This is a genomic window from Plantactinospora sp. A48, from assembly GCF_055793945.1.
The window spans coordinates 104,799-120,604 of record NZ_JBTIXF010000010.1 but is presented as its reverse complement, the minus strand read 5'-3'; the positions used below and the strand labels follow the sequence as shown (position 1 = coordinate 120,604).

At 70.9% G+C, this 15,806-nt stretch carries 15 protein-coding genes, 1 tRNA gene, 1 pseudogene and 1 riboswitch; of the genes and pseudogenes, 10 read left to right on the top strand and 7 right to left on the bottom strand.

Annotated elements, in window-relative coordinates; translation table 11 throughout:
* Window positions 1–58: 58 nt before the first annotated feature.
* A complete protein-coding gene (locus ACXN5W_RS08165) occupies window positions 59–2,044 on the bottom strand; it encodes an N-acetylmuramoyl-L-alanine amidase (protein WP_473157555.1) in 1,986 nt (661 codons plus the stop codon).
* Window positions 2,045–2,303: 259 nt separating this feature from the next.
* A riboswitch (cyclic di-AMP (ydaO/yuaA leader) is annotated at window positions 2,304–2,438 on the top strand.
* Window positions 2,439–2,558: 120 nt separating this feature from the next.
* On the opposite strand from ACXN5W_RS08165, the gene ACXN5W_RS08160 reads away from it, so the two are divergent.
* On the top strand, window positions 2,559–3,485 hold the full coding sequence (locus ACXN5W_RS08160) for a C40 family peptidase (RefSeq protein WP_473157554.1): 927 nt from the start codon (window positions 2,559–2,561) through the stop codon (window positions 3,483–3,485).
* A gap of 171 nt (window positions 3,486–3,656) precedes the next feature.
* Window positions 3,657–4,205, top strand: a complete 549-nt coding sequence (locus ACXN5W_RS08155) for a pyridoxamine 5'-phosphate oxidase family protein (protein ID WP_473157553.1) — start codon at window positions 3,657–3,659, stop codon at window positions 4,203–4,205.
* A gap of 184 nt (window positions 4,206–4,389) precedes the next feature.
* Here ACXN5W_RS08155 and ACXN5W_RS08150 read toward each other — a convergent pair whose 3' ends face one another.
* Complete coding sequence (locus tag ACXN5W_RS08150) at window positions 4,390–5,370, bottom strand: zinc metalloprotease (RefSeq protein WP_473157552.1); 981 nt, start codon at window positions 5,368–5,370, stop codon at window positions 4,390–4,392.
* 314 nt (window positions 5,371–5,684) lie between these two features.
* Between ACXN5W_RS08150 and ACXN5W_RS08145 the strand changes: the two genes are divergently transcribed.
* Window positions 5,685–5,758, top strand: a tRNA-Gly gene (locus ACXN5W_RS08145).
* A 142-nt stretch (window positions 5,759–5,900) separates the two neighbouring features.
* On the opposite strand, the gene ACXN5W_RS08140 is transcribed toward ACXN5W_RS08145, so the two are convergent.
* The gene (locus ACXN5W_RS08140) at window positions 5,901–6,710 is read right to left on the bottom strand and encodes a cellulose binding domain-containing protein (protein ID WP_473157551.1); all 810 of its coding nucleotides are present in this window, start codon (window positions 6,708–6,710) and stop codon (window positions 5,901–5,903) included.
* Between the two features lie 327 nt (window positions 6,711–7,037).
* The gene (locus tag ACXN5W_RS08135; RefSeq protein ID WP_473157550.1) at window positions 7,038–7,562 is read right to left on the bottom strand and encodes a TetR/AcrR family transcriptional regulator; all 525 of its coding nucleotides are present in this window, start codon (window positions 7,560–7,562) and stop codon (window positions 7,038–7,040) included.
* Window positions 7,563–7,704: 142 nt separating this feature from the next.
* Between ACXN5W_RS08135 and ACXN5W_RS08130 the strand changes: the two genes are divergently transcribed.
* Window positions 7,705–8,601 (top strand): SDR family oxidoreductase, encoded by an 897-nt coding sequence (locus ACXN5W_RS08130; RefSeq protein ID WP_473157549.1) that lies wholly within the window; start codon window positions 7,705–7,707, stop codon window positions 8,599–8,601.
* 177 nt (window positions 8,602–8,778) lie between these two features.
* Window positions 8,779–9,561, top strand: a complete 783-nt coding sequence (locus ACXN5W_RS08125) for a hypothetical protein (protein WP_473157548.1) — start codon at window positions 8,779–8,781, stop codon at window positions 9,559–9,561.
* Between the two features lie 33 nt (window positions 9,562–9,594).
* Here ACXN5W_RS08125 and ACXN5W_RS08120 read toward each other — a convergent pair whose 3' ends face one another.
* Window positions 9,595–10,101 carry an isomerase gene (locus ACXN5W_RS08120; protein WP_473157547.1) on the bottom strand — a complete coding sequence of 169 codons (507 nt, stop codon included), beginning with the start codon at window positions 10,099–10,101 and terminating at the stop codon, window positions 9,595–9,597.
* A 169-nt stretch (window positions 10,102–10,270) separates the two neighbouring features.
* Between ACXN5W_RS08120 and ACXN5W_RS08115 the strand changes: the two genes are divergently transcribed.
* From ACXN5W_RS08115 to ACXN5W_RS08105, 3 genes and pseudogenes are all read left to right on the top strand, one after another.
* Window positions 10,271–11,062: a helix-turn-helix domain-containing protein gene (locus tag ACXN5W_RS08115; RefSeq protein WP_473157546.1), complete on the top strand. Its 792-nt coding sequence runs from the start codon at window positions 10,271–10,273 to the stop codon at window positions 11,060–11,062.
* Between the two features lie 8 nt (window positions 11,063–11,070).
* Window positions 11,071–11,499: pseudogene (locus ACXN5W_RS08110) on the top strand (aminoglycoside phosphotransferase family protein); the annotation flags it as partial.
* Window positions 11,490–12,380 carry an LLM class flavin-dependent oxidoreductase gene (locus ACXN5W_RS08105; RefSeq protein WP_473157545.1) on the top strand — a complete coding sequence of 297 codons (891 nt, stop codon included), beginning with the start codon at window positions 11,490–11,492 and terminating at the stop codon, window positions 12,378–12,380. The pseudogene ACXN5W_RS08110 and the gene ACXN5W_RS08105, both read left to right, overlap by 10 nt.
* 216 nt (window positions 12,381–12,596) lie before the next feature.
* On the opposite strand, the gene ACXN5W_RS08100 is transcribed toward ACXN5W_RS08105, so the two are convergent.
* Complete coding sequence (locus tag ACXN5W_RS08100) at window positions 12,597–13,160, bottom strand: GNAT family N-acetyltransferase (protein ID WP_473157544.1); 564 nt, start codon at window positions 13,158–13,160, stop codon at window positions 12,597–12,599.
* Window positions 13,161–13,218: 58 nt separating this feature from the next.
* Window positions 13,219–13,764: a phosphoribosyltransferase family protein gene (locus ACXN5W_RS08095; RefSeq protein ID WP_473157543.1), complete on the bottom strand. Its 546-nt coding sequence runs from the start codon at window positions 13,762–13,764 to the stop codon at window positions 13,219–13,221.
* 177 nt (window positions 13,765–13,941) lie between these two features.
* Between ACXN5W_RS08095 and ACXN5W_RS08090 the strand changes: the two genes are divergently transcribed.
* Window positions 13,942–14,571, top strand: a complete 630-nt coding sequence (locus ACXN5W_RS08090; protein WP_473157542.1) for a septal ring lytic transglycosylase RlpA family protein — start codon at window positions 13,942–13,944, stop codon at window positions 14,569–14,571.
* A gap of 95 nt (window positions 14,572–14,666) precedes the next feature.
* The gene (locus ACXN5W_RS08085; RefSeq protein ID WP_473157541.1) at window positions 14,667–15,794 is read left to right on the top strand and encodes a PP2C family protein-serine/threonine phosphatase; all 1,128 of its coding nucleotides are present in this window, start codon (window positions 14,667–14,669) and stop codon (window positions 15,792–15,794) included.
* Window positions 15,795–15,806 lie beyond the last annotated feature (12 nt).

Sequence of the window (15,806 nt, the reverse complement as noted above, 5' to 3'; positions counted from 1 at the left end):
AGGGGTTCAGCGCGACTTTCCTGCCACCAGGGTCAGCGCGGCTTTCCTCCCCCCAGGGTCAGTGTGGTGCGCCGATCGGGGACGGCAGCAGCCGCACGTCGTCGAGGTTGACGAACATGATCCGGTGCCCGAACTGGATCTGCACGTACCGGTTCTCGCCCCGGATCACGGTCCAGTCGCCCGGCGAGGAGCCGTCGAAGGTCGTCGCCCGGTAGTACTCACCGTGCGGCAGGCCACCCACCACGTACCGCTGACCGGCCGGGAACGTGTACTGCAACGGCGTGATGGTCTGGTACGGCACGCCCGCGGGGTACGCGGACTGTTCCGGATAGGCCCGCCCGTACACCGGGATCGTGGCCTTGCCGGCCTTGGGCGTGGCCACCAGGCCGAGGTTCCACTTCGCGACCGGCGCCGAGGCCGGGTTGTGGAACCAACCCTTCTGCCCGAGGTACCAGATCGCCGTCCAGTCGCCCTGCCGGTCCGCTACCGCGTACGTCTGGCCGGCCGAGACCCGGGAGCCGTGGTCGGCGACGTCCATCGTGGCCGGGCTGCCGTCCGGGTGCAGGCCCAGATCGGTCAGCAGCGGCGCGTCCTCGCTGGGGGCGCTGTGCAGCACCACCGAGGAGGAACCCCGGGCCGGGCACGGCACGCCCGGCGCGTCACAGCCGGTGAACGCCGGCCGGTTGGTGGCCAGGTCGGGGTCGATGGTGACGGTGCCGCCGACCGGGGTGCCGATGCCCCGCAGCGGCGCGTGCAGCAGGTCGAAGTAGTGCGACCAGTCCCAGTACGGGCCCGGGTCCCAGTGCATCCCCTTGACGTTGGCCGGGGTGATGCCCGGAACGTTGTCGTGGCCGATGATGTGCTGCCGGTCCAGCGGGACGCCCAGGCTGCGGGCGAGGTAGCTGACCAGCTTGGCCGAGGCCCGGTACATCGCCTCGGTGTACCAGGTGCCCTGCGCGGCGAAGCCCTCGTGCTCGATGCCGACCGACTTGGCGTTGACGTACCAGTTGCCGGCGTGCCAGGCCACGTCCTTGGTCCTGACGTGCTGGGCGATCAACCCGTCGGCCGAGCGGATGGTGTAGTTCCAGCTCACGTACGTCGGATCCTTGATCAGATCCAGCGTGGTCGCCCAACTGCCCTCGGTGTCGTGGATGACGATGTAGTCGACCTGCTGCCGGCCGGGCCGGTCGGACAGGTCGTGGTTGCCGTAGTCGCCGACCGTCGGCCCGTACTGCTCGTAGGGTGCGGGCACGCTGACGCAGGCCACGTCGGTCGGGCACTCCAGGCCGTCCGGGCGTGGCTTCGGGGCGCGCAGCCCCAACCGGTCCAGCCAGGACCGGACCGGCTCGATCGCGCGCGCGGCGAGCCGCAGGTGGTGACCGTCGTCGGTGCTGCGCTCCGCGCCGGTCCGGAGGGTCGCGTACACCTCGTTGGCGAAGGCCGCCGCGGCGTCCGAGGTGTCCGCGCCGGAGTACCGGGCGACCGCGCCGTACCAGGCCGCCGGGTCGCTCCCGCTGCCCGCCGGTCCACCCAACTGCCTCTGGTACGACGCGAGCAGCGCAGCGCCGCCCCGGATGTTGCTGGCGGGGTCCGTCCGCAGGGTCCCGGCGTCGGTTCCGGTGAGCCCGGCTGCCGCCGTGACGGTCTCCAGGGAGGCCGCGGTGGGCGCGTCACCGGTGTCCGCCGTAGCGCGGGCGTCGTTCGCCGGCCGTACCGTCATGGGGCGGGCGGAATCACCGCGCGGGTCCTCGGTGGCGTCGTAGTGGCCGGGCACGGGCCGGCTCCGGACGTACCGGGCGTCGGTCAGGTGCATGGGCCCGTAGCCGGCGGCGGTGCTCGGCGCGCCGGCGTTGGTGTCCCACCGCGACTCCAGATAGGAGACGGCCAGCAGGACACCGTCCGGTACGCCGTACTCGGCCGCCGCCGCGGCGTACTCCTGTTGCCGGGAATCGGCGGGCGGACCGGCCAGGGCCGGTGCGCTGCCAACCGGGACGAGTACGCCCGACCCGACCAGTGCGATACTGAGCAGGATCCGTCTGCTCACGGCGAGTTGCGGATGGTGCATTGGACCTCCATCTGCCGGTGATGACTGGCGTTGCCACCCTTGCCGCTGCGCGCTTTCACGTCAATGGATACCGGTGGGACCCCGTCCGGTCGTAAAATTTCTTCATATCTGCGACCCTCCGCGACCGTCCGCTATACGTAGCGATGGAACTTGCGTGCCGGCTTGCGTTCGCTCCGGCGCCTTACCTACCCTTGGTCACCGTCGAGGCGGCGGTAGACCGTCCAACCGGGACGGCAACGACTCGACACCGCCGAATCGTTCGATGAGCCGGGGACCCACGTCCCAGGGGTGAATCTGCGGGCTTCCCGCAGTAGGGCGTCTCTCTTCCGCCCGAACCCGTCAGCTAACCCGGTAGGCGGGAAGGGGAGAAGGAGTACCAGCCTCGGTGGCTAGCCATGCCTCGCGGCCCCGGTCCGTGAGCCCGGCGGAGTACGCCGGCGCCCGACCCCGGTCGCGAACCCGTTGGGCCGTAGTTTCCGTCACGCTGACCGCGGTGGCCAGCACGCTCACGCTGCTGGTCGGCGCCGCGCCGGTCCACGCCGATCCGTCGGTGGCGCAGATCGAGAAGCAGATCGACGAAGAGTGGAACCAGCTCGAACCCACGATCGAGAAGCACAACGCCGCCAAGCAGGAGCTCGCCGCCAAGCGGAAGCAGGCCGACGCGCTGGCGAAGAAGATCCAGCCCCTGCAGTTGCAGGTGGACCTCGCGATGAACAAGGTCGGTGGCTTCGCCGCCGAGGCGTACAAGGGTGACCAGGCGTCGGCGATCAACGCGATCCTGACCACCGGCAGCCCGAACGCCCTGGTGGACCAGTTGGAGCTGCTGGATCACTTCGCCCGCCAGCAGCAGGCGGACGTGCAACAGGCCGCCGACCTCAAGCGCAGGTACGCCGAGCAGAAGGCCCCGCTCGACCTGCTGGTCGCCCAGCTGACCAAGACCGAGTCCGAGCTGGCGGCCAAGGCCAAGGACATCGACACCGAGATCGACCGGCTGCAGAAGCTGCGCCTCAAGGTGTACGGCAACGGCGGTGGTGGGGCCTTCGCCCCGGCGCCCTGCCCGGCCCAGTACCCCGGTGGCGACGCCGGCAAGGTGGTCAAGTTCGCCTGCAAGCAGATCGGCAAGCCGTACATCTGGGGTACCGACGGGCCCGGCTCGTACGACTGCTCGGGGCTGACGATGGCCGCCTGGGCCCAGGTGGGCGTGCACCTGCCACACAACGCGGCGCAGCAGTACAACTCGATGCGGCACGTCAGCCGCTCTCAGTTGCAACCCGGTGACCTGGTCTTCCTCAACGGCCTGGCGCACGTCGGGATGTACGTCGGCGGCGGCTGGATCGTCCACGCGCCGCAGAGCGGCGACCACGTCCGGATGAGGCCGCTCAGCAAGGGCACCATCGTCGGCTTCGGCCGGCCAGGCTGAGTCGCCCTCCGCGCTGAACTCAGCCCAGCCGCCGCCTCCGCGCTGGCTGGGCTGAGTCGCCCCTCCGCCACGACACAACGGGCCCCCGGGTCGGTCGCATGACGACCACCTCGGGGGCCCGGTTGGCGTGTTCGGATGGTCCTTCGAACATGCGTTCGATAGAATCGTCGCATGGCATCCTGGACCGAATTCGCCACCGACGAGCCCCAGCTCGCCGCGGCCATCCGTGGCCTCATCCAGCAGTACGGGCCGGGCCTCGGCTACCTGGCGACCGTGCGTGCCGACGGTGGCCCGCGGGTGCATCCGGTGTCGCCGGTGATCACCGCCGACGGGCTCTACTGCTTCGTCGTCGACTCACCCAAGCGGCGCGACCTGGAACGTGACGGCCGGTACGCGCTGCACTCGTTCCCACCGGAGGACAGCGACGACGAGGCGTACGTGGCCGGCCGGGCCCGCCCGGTCACCGATCGGGCCCGGGTGGCCGAACTGGCCGGCGAGCTGCGGGCCGCGCCGCACGTCGACTGGCGGCTGTTCGAGTTCACCGTCGACGTCGCCATGGTGGCCCGGCGCGGTGACGGGCCGGGCCCGGTGAACGGCGGCCGACCCGGCCCGCCGGCCGTACAGGTCTGGCTGGACCCGGGGGCGACCCGACCCGGCACCAGCGTCCGGACCATCTCCGGTGGCCGGCGGACCCGCTCCCGCCGCCCCGAACACGTCTGAACTGAAAGGAAGGGCACCTTCTTATCGCTTTTCGTAGAGGAAGGGCCCCCGGTTAACGCCGGGACGCGATGACGGCGCCGGTCTCCCCTCCCCGGGAGGCCGGCGCCGCCGTGTGCACCGCCGTTCTCATCCGCCGCCGCTGGCCCGGTCGGACCTTCGCGCGCGGCCGTGGATCAATCGGCCGTCAGGGCGCGCGGTACGTGTTCCAGCCGTTCAGCATCCGGGTCGCCTGGCCCGCCGTGAACTGGTACATGCAGGAGTCGTACGTGTAGTCCATGAAGTTGTGGATCGGGTCGGCGCCGGTCGCACTGCACGTGTCCCGGCCGGTCGGGCACTGGTAGGCGGCCGACTTCTCGGATGGGGTGTCCGAGACCTGGTCGCCGCTGGCGGCGCAGCCGCCCTGGAAGGTGTGGTAGAGGTTCAGCCAGTGGCCCACCTCATGAGTGGCCGTGTCACCCAGGTTGTAGTTGGTGGCCGTACCGCCCGGCAGCGACTCATTGAGCGCCACCACGCCGTCCTGGCTGCTCAGGGTCCTGGTCGGGAAGGTCGCCCAGCCGAGCAGGTCGTCGCTCAGCTCACCGAGGTAGAGGTTCAGGGTGTTCTTGCCGCCCGTACGCAGCGAGCTCTTCATGCTCCGCTCGGCCGAGGACCCCTCCACGATCGGGTACCAGCTCGGGTTCACCGTACGGTCGATGCTCTGGAGCTGGAAGGCGAACGCGGTGGCCGCGCCACCGGTCGACCCGGCGTACGCCTGGTTCAGCACGCTGATCTGCGACGTGATCATCGAGTCCGGAATGTTGCCGCCGGCCCGGGTGGTGTTCTCCTCGATGACGTGGACGACCACCGGAATGGTGATCGAGGCGAGCACCGTTGGCCCGAGCGCCTTGCCGCGGGCACGCTCATTGAGCATGTTGGTCAACTCGGCTTCGCGCCGGGAGACCTCGGCGGTGCTCAGCGCGTCCGGGTCATGCTTGGCGGAGCCTCCGGCGCGTACCTTCGCGGCTGCTGGCGCGTCGGCGGACGGCGTGCAACCGTGCGATTCGGCGGCCATCGCGGCGGCCGGTGCGACGGTGACGCCGAAGGCGGCACCGCTGATGACGAGAGCGAGTGAGGTGGAGGCGACGCCGGCGGATCGCCAGGTCGGCAGGTGGTGACGCAGCCCCATGGGCAGACCTCTTCTCCTGGCGGCGCGACCGGGGGTGTGTCGCGCCGGTGGTGAAACGTGCAGGAGACGTTACAAGCTATCGAGGCATCTGAAAACAACGATGCGTTGCGATTGTCGTTCGGGTCTGTGTCCGATCCCGCTCATAGCGGACGAGCCCGTATTCTGTGATCTTGCCGGTGGGTCTGGCGTGCCGCCGTGGCCGGTCGGGTATGGCGGGTCGGTCGGTCCGGCATTGTGCGATTGTCCGGCGTGGTGCGGCGCGGTGGTACCCCGGTGCGCGGAGCCCGATCGACCGGGTAGAGTGAGGCCCGCCTGCGGGTGTAGTTCAATGGCAGAACATCAGCTTCCCAAGCTGACAGTGCGGGTTCGATTCCCGTCACCCGCTCCACACATGGAAGCCCTGGTCAGGACCGATGGTCCCGCCAGGGCTTCCGTTTTGCTCGTAGGCACCAACGGTCGCGCTCTGGCGGTATTGGACATGGCCCCCGGGGCGCCTGGCCGCCCAGACGCCCCGCGGTCCGGTGCGCGGGCTACCCGGCGGCGCAGCTGACGTTGTTGAGCTTGAACGCGATCGGCACCGCGTCGCTGGCCTGCCAGGTGCCCAGGACGCCGAAGACCACCGAGGCGCCCGGTGCCACCAGGGGGTTGTAGCTGGCGTTCTGGGCCGTGACGGTGGCACCGCTCTGCTGGGCGGTGGCGGACCAGGACTGGACGATGTGCTGGTCACCGGGGAAGGTGAAGCTGAGCGTCCAACCGTTGACCGGCACGGTGCTGGTGTTCTTGATGGTGATCTGGGCGGTGAAGCCTCCCGGCCACTCGCTCCCGGTGCGGTAGCTCACGGTGCAGGGCATCGCCGGCGGCGGGTCGATCGGCACCGTGGCGGTCTGGGCGAGCTGGGCGCCGGTGGCGTCTAACCGGGCCGTGACCTCCAGACCGGTGGCCGTACAGCCGGAGGGCACAGAGTAACCCTCGCGCCAGCTGAAGGTCGCGCCCGGATCGACGGTGACCGCCCAGCCAGGCAGCGCGGGGAGGGTCGGGCAGCCGGTGGGGATGCCGGGGGTGGAGCCGACGAACCGGGCGTAGATCGCCGTGCCGACCTGTTGCTGTTGGGCGGTGCAGTTCTGCCCGACGGCCGTGGCGTGGACGGCCTGGCCCGGAACCACCCGCGGCGGGTCGAAGGTGAGCGACTGGATCTGGACGGTACCGGCGCAGGCGTCGGCCGGGACGGTCGCGCCGGCCGGGGCGGTGCCGGCCGGATCGGCCTGCGCCGCCGCTGCGGGGACGGCCAGTGCACCGGCGGCGCAGACGGCGGCCGCGGCGAGGGTCAGGAGCGTACGCAAGAGGGTCCTCCTGGGTGAGCCGGGGGATACGGGTGTCGCCAGTTGACCGCATCAATTAATGTCTGTCAATTGATTTGATCGGCGGATGTCTGTCAATTGACCGGATCGTCGCCGCCGGGTAGCGGGCGATGTGGGCCATGCGGCGGGCGTGGGCGTCCGCCGGTAAAGCTTCAACTACGCCCTACTGGTGTCGCGTGATTCTGGTTGTGTTATGTCCTGTACGCGTCGAGACTGCACCGTCCGCGCTTAGGTTGCACGTGATCTTGCACCGTTCGGACTGATCTTGCGCATCGCCGCCGGCCATCGGGGCTTCGACGGCGACGAATGTCAAGCTGCCAGTGCTTTCAGTTCTTCCAGCACCTCACGCTCGACCTCGGCTAGTGACCTGTGTTCGTCCTCGGCGATCCACTCGGAGAAGGCCACGCTGAAAACCGTCACGCCGGTTTCCGCCGCGAGGACGGCCGCTCGCTCGGCGACGCCGCGCGCCCGCAACGCGCCGGCTACCACCGCCGCGAGCGATGCCCTCTTCAGCAGCTCGCGTTCCAGTAGGCCGGGGTTCGCCATGATGACCGCGTGGCGCTGACGTGACCAGGGCCGTCGTTCGTCGGCGAAGGACTCCGCCGAGACCGCCAGGGCTGCGGTGACCATCTCCAGTGGCGACGCGGACGGCGGGGCCGCGCGCACGCCGTCCAGGAACGCCTGTTGCAGCAGGTCCTGTCCGTCGAACAGCACCTCGCGCTTGTCGGCGAAGTGACGGAAGAACGTGCGCTCGGTCAGGCCGACGCTCTGGGCGATCTCTTCGACGGTCGTCTTCTCGAAGCCTTGTCGGACGTAGAGCTCCAGTGCCGCCATCTGTAGGCGCTGCCTCGCACCTGGATCCCATCGCGCCATGGCGAGAGCATACTGATGACAGTGGCTGACATCATGCTAAGGTGACGACAGCAACTGACATCACCGGGTGTTGGTTGGCCGGCATCAAGAAGGAGATCCATTCATGCGCGTTTTCGTCACCGGGGCATCCGGCTGGATCGGCTCCGCCACCGTCGACGAGCTGCTCGCGGCCGGTCACGACGTCGTCGGCCTCGCCCGCTCCGACACCTCCGCCGCCGCTCTGGAAGCCATGGGCGTCACGGTCCGGCGCGGCGACCTCGACGACCTCGACGGCATCCGCGCGGGCGCCGCGGACGCGGAGGCCGTGATTCATCTCGCCAACAAGCACGACTTCGACAACCCCGCCGTCTCGAACAAGGCCGAGCGAGCCGCGATCGAGGCAATCGGGGACACCCTCGAGGGTTCGGGTCGGCCGTTCCTGTTCGCCTCGGGCATCATCCCGGTCGGCGGTGGTCGTCCCGTCACCGAAGACGATGCCTCCCCGTTCCACGGCCCCGACACCCCTCGCGGCGGCGGCGAGAACCTCGCACTGGACTACCTCGCCCGAGGCGTGCACGTGGTCGGGGTGCGGTTCGCCCCCACCACGCACGGCGCGGGCGACAACGGACTCATGTCCACTCTCGTCGGTATCGCGCGGGAGAAGGGCGTTGCCTGCTACATCGGCGACGGTACGAACCAGTGGCCCGCAGTGCATCGCTCCGATGCCGCCCGCCTCGTCCACCTCGGGCTGGAGAAGGCACCCGCGGGCTCGCTCCTGCACGCGGTCGCCGAGGAAGGAGTCCCGACACGCCAGATCGCCGAGGCGATCGGCCACGCGCTCGACCTGCCCGTCGCCTCCATCTCGGCCGAGAACGCACCAGCTCACTTCGGCTGGATCGGCGGATTCTTCGGCATGGACATCCCCGCCTCCAGTACTCGCACCCAGGAAATCCTCGGCTGGACACCCACCGGCCCCACCCTCCTGGAGGACCTCAACACAGGCGCCTACTCCCACGCCTGACAACCCGACGACGAGACGTAAGCCGTCGTGCGCCTCAAGGGGCAGGGGCCGCCCCTGTACTTCTCCTCGTACCGTGGAGACTGAACCAAGAGAGGTTGGTTCCGGCGTTGCGACGCACCGGCCGATTCAGCGGCCGGGTGCTTCGTCCGGGGACGTCGGCGGCAGAAGATGTCAGGTGTGACGACGTTACGCGCCGACCGGAGTCCGGTGGTTCGCCCCGACATCGGGACGCTGGACTACTACCTGGTCTATCCGGACGGGCCGGGGAGTACGGGTGTCGGGTCGGCTGGAGCAGATCCCCGGACCGGCGGGCGACGGGTCGAAGGAATCCTGGTGGAGGAGTTTCTGCTGGCCGAGGACTGCACCAGCGTTGCCCTCAGCAGCGCCGGCTGGTCGGCCGGGGGCGATGGCTGGTGGAGTTCGGCGTCCCTGAGTCGCGCGATCCGCACCGACGCCCGGCTCCGGTGCCGGGTGGTCGCCGCCCCCCGTCACGAGGCCGCGGTTGCGTACCGCCAACTCAATGACGGCGACCTGCCCGGGGAGGAGACGCTGCGCACCTTCTTCGGCGCCGCCGAGCCCTTGGCGGTGTCCCCTCCACTGCGGCTGGGTGCGGACGAAACCCCACCTGGATTCCACGAGACGCGCGTCTACCGGATCCTGTTCGCCAACGAGCTGACTCCGACCGGGTTGGCGTACCTCGGTGCGACCTGGCGGATGTCGATGCCCGACAGTCCGGGGGAGCATCGGGGTCGGGTCTTCGGCAGCGCACGCCTCCGGGTCGACGGCGACCTCTTCGCCTGGGATCTCCGGCGGATCGGCACGGGCCTGGCCTGGTGCCTGGACGTGACCGTGAACCTTCGCAGCGACCGGACCGATGCCATCGGCCCGGTGCTGCGGAAGCTGACGACCGGGATGCGCTGGCAGGGACTCATCCCGGTCACAACCGAACGCTTCGCCTGACCGCCAGACCCGTCTGACCCGCCGGGATGGGGCTCAGTCGTGGGCGTGCGGATCGAAGCCCTTCGGCGGCCGGTCCAGGAACGAGGCCACCGAGGTGATCCGACCGTCCGCGTCGAAGGCCAGCACGTCGGTTCCCTCGGCGAACGAGTCCTCGCCGACCACGATCTCCCACCGGAATCGGGCGCGGTCGTGGTGGAACTGCGACTCTGCCCGCTGGCGGAGCGCCGCCGCGCCCACGTGGCCGATGAACTGATCGTGGAAGGCGGCCAGCGCCCGCCAGCCGGTGAGTAGGCCGACCGGTGCGCGGTACTCGACGCCGTCGGCGAAGGTTTCCGCCGCGAGCCGCTGTTGGTCGGCGGGGCTGTCCGCGTTCCAGAACCGCAGGTAGTGGTCGAGGGTGTCCGCGTGCCGGGCCTCGGCCGATCCGCTGGTCCCGGCCGATCCACTGGTCCCACTGGTCCCACTGGTCCCACTGGTTCCAGCCGGTTCGGTGGCGCCGGTGGTTCCGGTCGATGTGGTGATGTCGGTGGTGTCGGTCATGAGGGTTCCATCCCTTCCGTCGCAAGTGCCGGGCCGGCCGGCCGGGGTCGGATCCGGCGGCCCGGCAGCGGCGAACGCCGCACCTGGAACCCTGCGGGCCGGACCCGCGCGCTGTCGATTACCTCCGAGGTCATTGCCGAGGCGCGGGCGGGCGGGCAAAAGTGAGGACATGAGCACCACCGAGCCGGTCGGGATCCTGGTACGTCGCTGGCGGGAGCGCCGGGGTCGTTCCCAGCTCGACGTGTCGCTGTCGGCCGAGTTGTCCACCCGGCACCTGAGCTTCATCGAGACGGGTCGGGCGAGGCCGAGTCGGGACATGATCGAGCGGCTGTGTGACGAGCTTGAGGTGCCGCTGCGCGAGCGCAACGCCCTCTACCTGGCGGCCGGGTTCGCGCCGGCCCACCCCGAACGCGCGTTCGCCGATCTGGGCGCGGCGCGAACGGCCGTGGCCGCCGTACTGGCCGGACACGAACCCAACCCGGCGCTGGCCGTGAACGTACGCTGGGAGCTGCTCGCCGCCAACAACGCGATGACCGCCTTCCTGCGGGACGTACCCGAGGAATTGTTGTCGCCCCCGATCAATGTGCTGCGCGCGACGCTGCACCCGGACGGTCTGGCGGGGCGGATCCGGAACCTCGCGCAGTGGCGGGCGCACGTCCTGCGCCGGGTCCGCCGGCAACTCGCGCGGACCGCGGCGTACGGCCTGGCGGAACTGCTGGCCGACCTGGAGGCGTACCCCGATCCGGAGCGGACCGGCGGGTACGACGGCGTCGGCCCGGCCGATGACCTGGTGGTGCCGCTGCGGCTGGCCACCGAGTTCGGCGAGCTGGCGTTGCTCTACACGAGCACGGTGTTCGGCTACCCGCGAGACGTGACCCTCGACGAGATCTCCATCGAGACCTTCTTCCCGGCCGACGCCGCCACGGCGGACGTGCTGCGCGCGATGTCCGCCGCTGCGTGACGCCCCGGGCCGATCGGGGGCTCGCCGCGCTGGCCGGGGACACGCTCGTCCACCTGGACATCCGGGCCGACAACCTGCTGCTGGCCGCCGACGGCACGGTGAACATCGTGGACTGGCCGTGGGCATGCCGGGGTCCGGCCTGGCTGGACACGTTGCTGCTGCTGCTCAACGTACGACTGGGTGGTGGCGGCCACGACACGCACGCGCTGCTGACCCGGTACGCCGCCGGCGCCGGCGCGGACCTCGACGACCTGCTCGGCGCGCTGGCTGGGCTCGGCGCGTACTTCACCGACGTGGCCCGCCGGCCCGCACCGCCCGGTCTGCCCACGGTACGGGCGTTCCAGCGGGCCCAGGCCGATGTGGTGCTGTCCTGGCTGCGCGAGGCAACCAGGGTTCCCGGGGGCCGAGGTGGCCTAGGCTCTCGATCATGCGGGTAGGCATCGTGATCCTCGCGGACCGGCGTTGGGCCGAGTCCCGGCGGCGTTGGCAGCGGGCCGACGAGTGGGGCTTCGACCACGCCTGGACGTACGACCACCTGGGCTGGCGGGACCTGGCCGACGGGCCGTGGTTCGACGCCGTGCCGACGCTGACGGCGGCGGCCGGTGTCACCTCGCGGATCCGGCTGGGCACCCTGGTCGCCACGCCGAACTTCCGGCACCCGGTACATTTCGCCCGCCAGGCGACGGCACTGGACGACATCTCCGCCGGACGGCTCGTACTCGGCCTCGGCGCCGGCGGGATCGGCTTCGACTCGGCGGTGCTGGGTGGCGAGACGTTGCCACCACGACAGCGGGTCGACCGGTTCGCCGAGTTCACCGAACTGCTCGACCGGCTGCTGCGGACCGACGGGGTCACCTGGCGCGGGGACTGGTTCGCGGCGGTGGACGCCCGGAGCAACCCCGGCTGCGTACAACAGCCCCGGGTCCCGTTCGTGATGGCGGCCAACGGTCCCCGGTCGATGCGGCTGGCCACCCGGTACGGGCAGGGCTGGGTGACCACGGGCGCCGGCGGCGACGACCTGGAAGCCTGGTGGCGCTCGGTGGCCGAACTGGCGGATCGGCTCGACGGGCAACTCGCGGCGGCGGGCCGCGACCCGGCCAGCCTGGACCGCTACCTGTCCCTGGACGCCGCGCCCGTCTACTCACTTTCCAGCGTCGACTTCTTCGTCGAGGCCGTGGGCCGGGCCGCCGATCTCGGCTTCACCGACGTGCTGACGCACTGGCCCCGCGAGTCGAGCTGGTACGCCGGTGACGAGGCGGTGCTGGAACGGGTCGCCACCGAGGTACTGCCGACGCTACGCCCCGCACCCACCGCCTAGCCCCGTACCGGGCCACCCGGTACCGGGCCGCCGCGCCCGACCCGCCCCGACCCGCCCAACCCGCCGCGACTGCCCCCCGCCGACCGCCCGAGCCTGGCTGATCAACTGTCCAGCTTGATCCACCCAGGTTCGGCGATACAGGGGTGTCCGAGCGACTCTGACCCCCCGAGTTCGCCGAACTCGGGTGGATCTTCGGTCGGGCGCGGGGGACGGGGATCAGGGGCGGTCGTGGCGGCCGGCGGGTGGGATGTGCGGGAGGTCGGTGAGCAGGGCCCAGCGCTCGTGGTCCCGCCAGGCGCCGTCGATGAACAGGTAGTCCCGGGACAGCCCTTCGTACCGGAAGCCGTGCCGCTGGACCAGCCGGCGGGAGGGCTCGTTGCCGGGCTGGATGTTCGCCTCCAGCCGGTGCAGGCCCAGGTCCTCGAAGGCGAAGCGGATCACCAACGCGAGGCCCGCGCTCAGAAACCCCTTTCCCGCGTACGGGACAAAGGCGCCGTAGCCCAACGACGCTCCTTCGAGCCGGCCGTGGACGATGGTGTTGATGTTGATCGAGCCGGCCAGCTCGCCGGTGTCCCGGGCACAGACCAGCAGCCCTTCCTTGGTCTGCCGGTCGCAACTGGCGACGTACGCGTCGAACGCCTCGGCGGTGTCCGCGAGGGCGAGCCAGGCGCCGTGCAGCCCGGCACTGGCCCGGACGGCGGCGGCGAAGGCGTCCCGGTCGGCGGGGGTGACCCGCCGGATTCCGACCCGGTCGTCGGCGCGCAGGTACTCGGTAGGCATCGCGCGATCGTAGCGACGGCGTACCGCCGGCTAGACGGGCGTAACAAGGTGCCCTTCCTTACAGCTCGGCGGCGTGGAGTAGGCAGGTCAGTCGGAGTTGCTGGGCGGTGGCGGGTGGGCAGCCGCTGACCACCGCCGCCGCCCCGACCGGCTCGGCACCGCGCCAGCGGATCACCTCGTACAGGGCGCGGAGTTGGGCACCGGTCTCCACCCAGTCGTCGACGACCAGCACCCGGTCCCCGGCGCCGAGCCGGGCATCCCGGACGCCGAGCGCGAGCCGGCGGCCGCGGTGGTCCGGCGCCGTCTCGGCCCAGGTGGTCGGCCCGGGCACCGCCCGACCGTCCCGGGGCTTGTGCGCCGGTACGAGGCCGACGCCGAGCGCGACGGCGACCAGCGGGCCGAGGAGCAGCCCGGTGACCTCGGGGGTGACCACGACGGTGGGTCGGGCCGCCCGGTGGGGTGCGGCCAGTGCCGGACCGAGCGCGGCGAGCAGGTCGGGGTCGCGCCACCAGCCGGACGTGTCGCTGACGAGGTGGCCGGAGTTGGCACCGGGATCGATCCACCGGAAGCCTTCGAGGAGGCGTTTCCGCAGCTCAGTGGGCATATGGGCGCTCTGTTCGCATCTGGACACCTGTTTCGGGAGGTCGACCGACCCGGGGTCGGATGATCGGGTACACGTTCAAGGGCAAATGCCACCAAATCGGGGTGATCGGGTTGACCTTCCAAGGGCTTCTCCGGCTACGGTCCGCCGGTCCTTGTAGTCCCAGGAAGGAAGCGGTCCGTGGCTGGTAGGCACTCGTACCCTCGATTCTTCAGGTCCCCCGTCGGCGTCATCAGCTCGGCCGCGGTCGGCGTGGCGCTGGCCGTGGGCGGAACGGTGGGTGCCGTGCAGCTCACCGCCCAGCCGGCCGGGGTGGCGGTGGGCGACCCGACCCCGACCACCTGGTCGGCGGAGCCGGTGCCGTCCGAGGTGTCGGCCAGTACGCTCGCGCCCAGCCCCAGCCCGTCGGCCAGCACCGCCAGCCCCGTACCGAGCCGGTCGGCGCAGCGGGCCTCCCGGTCGAAGACCCGGACCGCCGCCCCGAAGCCGACCGCGAGTAGGAAGAAGGCCCCGGCGGTCACCGTGCTGAGCAGTGGCACCTGTGGCGCGTCGTTCTACGACGAGGGCCAGATGACCGCCAATGGCGAGACGTTCAACCCCGACGCGCTGACCGCGGCCCACAAGACGCTGCCGTTCAACACCCGGGTCCGGGTGACGAACCCGGCGAACGGCAAGTCCGTCACGGTACGAATTAACGATCGAGGTCCATACGTCGATGGCCGCTGCCTCGACCTGTCCCGCGCGGCGTTCGCCGCCATCGCCTCGGTTGACCTGGGCGAACTCACCGTGAAGTACGAGATCCTGAAGTAGGTCCGGTGCCGTCCGGGGTTCCGGCGATGCGCCGGGTGGGCAGAACCGGCTCAACCGAGGGGCCAAACCCGTTCAGTCCGGACGATCCATCAGGCATGCTGTTCGGCGTACACACTCATCCGCCACGGCCGCTGCGCCGGTCGCTCAGTCCTGGGTCCCGTGCCGGTCTCGGCGCGGCCCTCGCTCTGCTCGCCGTCATCTGCGCGATCGAACTGCTCGACCGCAAGACGACCAGCTATCTCGGCCTCGTGGTGGCGGTGCCGTTCCTCGCCGCGGCGTTCGCGGCCTGGCCGGTGGTGCTCGGGGTCGGCGCGCTGGCCACCGTCGCCGGCGTCGGGTTCGCTCTCGCCGGCCGGATGCTCACCACCGAGGTGGTGGTGAACGTGTTCGGGATCGCCCTGGCCACCACGCTCGCCGCGGGCGTCTCGGTGTTCCGGCAGCGGCAGGCCGAGCGGATCGCCGAACTGTCCAAACTGGCCTCCGTGGCGCAGCAGGCGGTGCTGCGGCCGCTCGGTCCGCAGGTGGGCGCGCTGGCGGTGGCGGGCCACTACATCTCCTCCACGGCGGCGGCCGACATCGGCGGTGACCTCTACGAGGTGCTGGACACGCCGTACGGGGTACGCATGATCATCGGCGACGTCCGGGGGAAGGGCCTGGACGCCGTGCGGCTGGCCAGCATCGTGCTGGGCTCGTACCGGCATGTCGCGTACGAGCGGGCCGACCTGCGGGCCATCGTCACCGACCTGGACCGGGCGGTGGCGCGCAGCGTGGGGGACGAGGACTTCGTCACGGCGGCGCTGGTGGAGGAGCGGGGCGGGACGCTGACGATCGTCAACTGCGGCCATCCGGCGCCGCTGCTGCTGCGCCGGGGGTCGGTGATCCCGCTGGAACCGCCCGCGCCGGCGCCGCCGCTGGGTTTCATGCCGGTGGTACGTCCCCGGGTGGAGCGGCTGGAGCCGGGTGACCGGTTGCTGCTGTTCACGGATGGTCTGGGTGAGGCCCGCCGGGACGGGGAGTTCTTCCCCACCGCCGACCGGGCCTGGCGGTTGCTCGGCCACGGCACCGTCGCGGACGGGTTGGCCTCGCTGGAGACCGCGCTGGTGGAGTGGGTGCGCGGCCGGCTCGACGACGACATCGCGCTGGTGCTGATGGAGTACGGCGGCAGCGAGCAGGCGGGGGCTGCCGCGGTACCGAGCTGGGAGGTCGGCGCCGCCGAGGGCTGACCGCTGGGTTCG

What these genes read in the sequence shown, in the direction of transcription:
- ACXN5W_RS08120 (WP_473157547.1), bottom strand. Translation starts at nt 10,101, where the DNA reads ATGACCGACACCACCGACATCACCACATCGACCGGAACCACCGGCGCC.
- ACXN5W_RS08095 (WP_473157543.1), bottom strand. Translation starts at nt 13,764, where the DNA reads ATGCCCACTGAGCTGCGGAAACGCCTCCTCGAAGGCTTCCGGTGGATC.
- ACXN5W_RS08100 (WP_473157544.1), bottom strand. Translation starts at nt 13,160, where the DNA reads ATGCCTACCGAGTACCTGCGCGCCGACGACCGGGTCGGAATCCGGCGG.
- ACXN5W_RS08150 (WP_473157552.1), bottom strand. Translation starts at nt 5,370, where the DNA reads ATGGGGCTGCGTCACCACCTGCCGACCTGGCGATCCGCCGGCGTCGCC.
- ACXN5W_RS08135 (WP_473157550.1), bottom strand. Translation starts at nt 7,562, where the DNA reads ATGGCGGCACTGGAGCTCTACGTCCGACAAGGCTTCGAGAAGACGACC.
- ACXN5W_RS08085 (WP_473157541.1), top strand. Translation starts at nt 14,667, where the DNA reads ATGCTGTTCGGCGTACACACTCATCCGCCACGGCCGCTGCGCCGGTCG.
- ACXN5W_RS08105 (WP_473157545.1), top strand. Translation starts at nt 11,490, where the DNA reads ATGCGGGTAGGCATCGTGATCCTCGCGGACCGGCGTTGGGCCGAGTCC.
- ACXN5W_RS08130 (WP_473157549.1), top strand. Translation starts at nt 7,705, where the DNA reads ATGCGCGTTTTCGTCACCGGGGCATCCGGCTGGATCGGCTCCGCCACC.
- ACXN5W_RS08155 (WP_473157553.1), top strand. Translation starts at nt 3,657, where the DNA reads ATGGCATCCTGGACCGAATTCGCCACCGACGAGCCCCAGCTCGCCGCG.
- ACXN5W_RS08115 (WP_473157546.1), top strand. Translation starts at nt 10,271, where the DNA reads ATGAGCACCACCGAGCCGGTCGGGATCCTGGTACGTCGCTGGCGGGAG.